This is a genomic window from bacterium, assembly GCA_040754625.1.
Classification (GTDB): Bacteria; JACRDZ01; JAQUKH01; order JAQUKH01; family JAQUKH01; genus JAQUKH01.
Genome location: JBFMCF010000076.1, coordinates 1 through 4,068 on the forward strand (window position 1 = coordinate 1; position 4,068 = coordinate 4,068).

General features: G+C 34.9%; 6 protein-coding genes. All 6 read left to right on the forward strand.

Annotated features, from left to right (window positions below; genetic code table 11):
- Positions 1-195: 195 nt before the first annotated feature.
- A complete protein-coding gene (locus tag AB1498_06845; GenBank protein MEW6088009.1) occupies positions 196-483 on the forward strand; it encodes a hypothetical protein in 288 nt (95 codons plus the stop codon).
- On the forward strand, positions 476-703 hold the full coding sequence (locus tag AB1498_06850) for a DUF2283 domain-containing protein (GenBank protein ID MEW6088010.1): 228 nt from the start codon (positions 476-478) through the stop codon (positions 701-703). The genes AB1498_06845 and AB1498_06850 overlap by 8 nt, the downstream gene beginning before the upstream one ends.
- Positions 704-826: 123 nt before the next feature.
- Positions 827-913 (forward strand): GIY-YIG nuclease family protein, encoded by an 87-nt coding sequence (locus AB1498_06855; GenBank protein MEW6088011.1) that lies wholly within the window; start codon positions 827-829, stop codon positions 911-913.
- A 250-nt stretch (positions 914-1,163) separates the two neighbouring features.
- Positions 1,164-2,993 (forward strand): C39 family peptidase, encoded by a 1,830-nt coding sequence (locus AB1498_06860; protein ID MEW6088012.1) that lies wholly within the window; start codon positions 1,164-1,166, stop codon positions 2,991-2,993.
- Between the two features lie 115 nt (positions 2,994-3,108).
- Positions 3,109-3,765: a transposase gene (locus tag AB1498_06865; protein MEW6088013.1), complete on the forward strand. Its 657-nt coding sequence runs from the start codon at positions 3,109-3,111 to the stop codon at positions 3,763-3,765.
- Positions 3,758-4,068: hypothetical protein (locus AB1498_06870; GenBank protein MEW6088014.1), on the forward strand; the 311-nt coding region annotated here is incomplete at its 3' end. The genes AB1498_06865 and AB1498_06870, both read left to right, overlap by 8 nt.

The following is a 4,068-nucleotide window of genomic DNA, read 5'->3' on the forward strand; positions in this document are numbered from 1 at the left end:
GTAACTATATCAAAGATAATCAATGATTTATACAAAACTCAAAATTAAATAGGTGAAAAACCATGAAAATAAAATTGATCGCACCGGCAAGAAAACCTGAATGGGGGGAGAGTTTTTGGGATTTGAAGATATTTCAAAATTGTAGACCGATGGGAAGTAATAGATTATAATAATATAAATCAATCTGAGGCGGATTTGAAAAATTTTGAACAATTTTCAATCGTTTGGTCTGATTATATCAAATATAAAATTGGTTTAAGAGGATTTGAATTTTCTAAAATTGAAGATATATTACGATATTCTGCTGAAAGGTATTTTGATACGGTCACAAAACGAATGATTGTAATCGGTAAACACGATAGCCGATTGGTTATGCTGCCATATGAGAAAAAAGAAAACAAAATAATACCAATCACAATTCATGCCACAACGCGCCAGCAAGTTAATTTTCGTCTAAAAACAGGGAGGTTCATATATGAATAAACCAAAAATGAAATATTTCAAAGAAGAAGATATCTTATCTCTCATTATTTCAGATGAACAAGAATTTAACAGTATTGAGTTAAGTCCTAATATTACAGCTGAGTTAAATAAAAATGGTGAATTAATAGGAATAGAGATACTAGATGCGAGTTCTTTTATTCGAGATTCCATTTTAGAGTCAGCTCAAGCGAAAATTTTAGATTTTGCAAAAACAGCATAAATAAGAATGTAGGGGCGGTTCACGAACCGCCCAAAATAAATTTAATAAGAGGGCAATTCGTGAATTGCCCCTACAAAAAACTATGAAAATAAAATTTACCCTGTGAAATAATTTTAAATTCGTATGTATTATGTATATATTTTAAAAAGTAAAAAAGATAATAAATTGTATATTGGGTTTACGTCAAATTTAAAATTAAGATTTGAGTAGCATTGTAAAGGGATGGTCGAATCCACCAAAAACAGGGGTAAGCTGATTTTGATATATTATGAAGCATGTACATTACGTGAGGATGCAACCAGACGTGAAAAGTATTTAAAAACACATTATGGACATATGTTTCTAAAAAAACGGCTCAAATCTTATTTCACGGGGTGAATTGCGCCGGCAAGAAAACCTGAATGGGGGGAGTTTAGGATTAGAAATAAAATAATTAAGATAAAATAAGGAGGCAAATAAAATGTTATTTAATAAGATTATTAAAAAATATTTTATACTTCTTTTATTAATTTTTTTGATTGGTAATGCGGGTTATACGGAAAATGGGGAGAAGATAGAAAATATAAATCCTCCTGACAACTGCGGTGCGAATTGGACAGAAGATATCGATGTGTGCCGCAGGTGCCATAAACAAAGTTCCGGCAGGGACAGTTTTGCCATTCAAGGTTTTTACTCAAGTTCTGATGAATGCGGGGGAAACTCCACTTATGTAGGGCCCATGCAAACAGAGACCACATCGGACGGGAAGCTTATTGTTACACATCCTGATACAACTGTCCTGGTTGGAACAAATTTATGTTTTCCAAATACATTAAAAATAAATGGTTATGCGATTGCTTATTATTACTATGAAGACGGAGTTGTGAAACATGAAGAATGGTGGCCGGATGCTGATACTACCTATACCCGCAGGCATTTTTATCCCGCAGGAGGCGGACATAATTATAAAGTTAAAGTAATTTATTGCAGTAACGGGATGCCGTCATGCGGGACAGGCTGGGTAAGACTTACCAAAGAGTGGACAATAAATATCGGGGGAGAGGAGATTGATCTTACAGTTCCTTATTACAGCCAGCTGGATTCAACGAGCTGGAACGGCAATGATTCTACGGGATGGGCAAATGAAGTTTATGACAGTGTCCGGCCGCCAAAGAATAAAATAAAAAATCTGGGTTGTGTGTTGACGGATTTGGTAATGGTTTTAAGGTTTTATGGAGTGGCTTATGGAGCGGACAGTGCAGAGGTAAATCCTAAAAATTTAAATAACTGGATGAATAAAAATAAAGGATATGATCCAGGTGGATGGATAATATGCAAAAAAGTAAAAGATTATTCAAGTGACCAGGTTGAATACAAGGGTATTGGCAATAGTTTTGATACATTGGATAATGATTTAAAAAATAATAATCCTGTAATTTTGAAAGTACCGAGAGAATATTCTGCTACACACTTTGTGGTGGTTAAAGGGAAGACAACAGGGACTTATAAAATTAATGACCCGGCATCGACGACAAAAGTTACTCTGGAATCGTATGATAACAGATTTGATACTGTATTTGACAGCAATGGGACAGGAGGTTTCAGACGATTTGTCCGGAAAACAGAAAATAAAGGCCAGATGGAAATTCATGCCAATTGTCCGGTAGAGCTTTTATTAATTGATCCATTGGGAAAAAAATTAGGTTACGACCCTATTACAAAAACTGTTGTGAATGATAATCTTAATGGATATTATGGTGCAAGCGATGTTATATATCCAATTTTAGAAGAGAGTGAAACCCCGCCGCCTGAAAAGCCGGTGGGTAAAACATTATTTATAGATGAAATGGAGGAAGGTAAATATTCTTTGCAGACTTATGGGATAGGGGTTGGACCTTATACATTAACTTTTAGCATAGGGCTTCCTAGCCTTTCTGGAGAAAAATCTGAGGATATGGATTTCAGCTTTTCTGGTGTTACACGAGAAGACCTTATAGCAGATTATCCTATTACAATTACAACATCCCGTGAAACATCGAAAGTTGAACATATTGTAACTTTGGATTCTTTAAAAGAGGATGTACAGATTCTTTTTCAATTAGGTGATATAGATAACCAGGGTATAGAAAATAGTTTATTAAAGAAAATCGAGGCAATAGAGGACGCGATAAATAAGGATAAGAAGGATACTGCCCGGAATATTTTGAGTGCCTTTAAAAATGAAGTCGAAGCCCAGAAGGGGAAACATATAAAAGAAGACGGGGCAAAGATTTTATTGGAGGATGCGGATTATTTAATGGAACATTTATAGAAATAGAAAATAGAGAAAATAGGAAAATAGGGAAATAGGGAAATAGTAGGGAAATAGGAGGGGAAATAGGGAAATAGGGGACGGAGTTGAAACAGTCCACTTCTCGTAGGACGTAATGCCAAGAGGACCAAGAATAGATTACCCGGGTTTATTACATTATGTAATAATACGCGGGATTGAAAGAAAAAATATATTTGAAACGGATCCAGATAAAAAGGATTTTTTAGATAGGATTGAAAAAGTATTTAAAAAATCAGATGCAAAAATATATGCGTGGGTATTAATGTCAAATCACGCGCATTTACTGATTAAAATAGGGAAGAAACCTCTAAGCGATATAATGAGGAGATTATTAACCGGGTATGCAATATCGTATAATAAAAGGCATAAAAGAGCAGGATATTTATACCAGGGCAGATATAAATCAATCGTCTGCGAAGAAGAACAATACTTATTGGAATTAGTAAGATACATTCATTTAAATCCAGTAAGAGCTGGGATATTAAGGACGATTGAAGAATTGGATAAATTTAGATGGACGGGCCATTATAACTTAATAGGGAATAAAGAAGTTAAATGGCAGGATACAAAAGAGATATTAACCAGATTTGGCAAAAGCAAAAAACTGGCCATAAAACAATACAAAGAATTTATTCTTGACGGGATAAGGCAGGGGAAAAGAGAAGATTTGTCCGGAGGAGGTTTAATAAGGAGCCTGGGTGGGATAGGGAAGGCAATGCTGGTAAAAGGTAATAATAGGCAAGATGTATGATCAAAGAATATTAGGCAGCGGGGATTTCGTAGAAGATATATTAAAAGATGCAGAGAAAAAGGAAGAAGCGGCAAAAAAGATGGATATAGATGAATTGATTAGCAGGATAGGAAAGTATTATGAGGTCGAGCCTCATAAAATAATAAACGGAAAGAACCAGAAAGGTTTAGGCAATATAAAAGCAATATTGGTCAATATCGGGAAAGAGCGGCTGGGTATTTCAGGCAAAAGTTTCTGTCAGAAATTAAATTTAAGCAAAAGCGGAATAAGTAAATTAAACAGGCTGGGTGAAGAACTTATGGG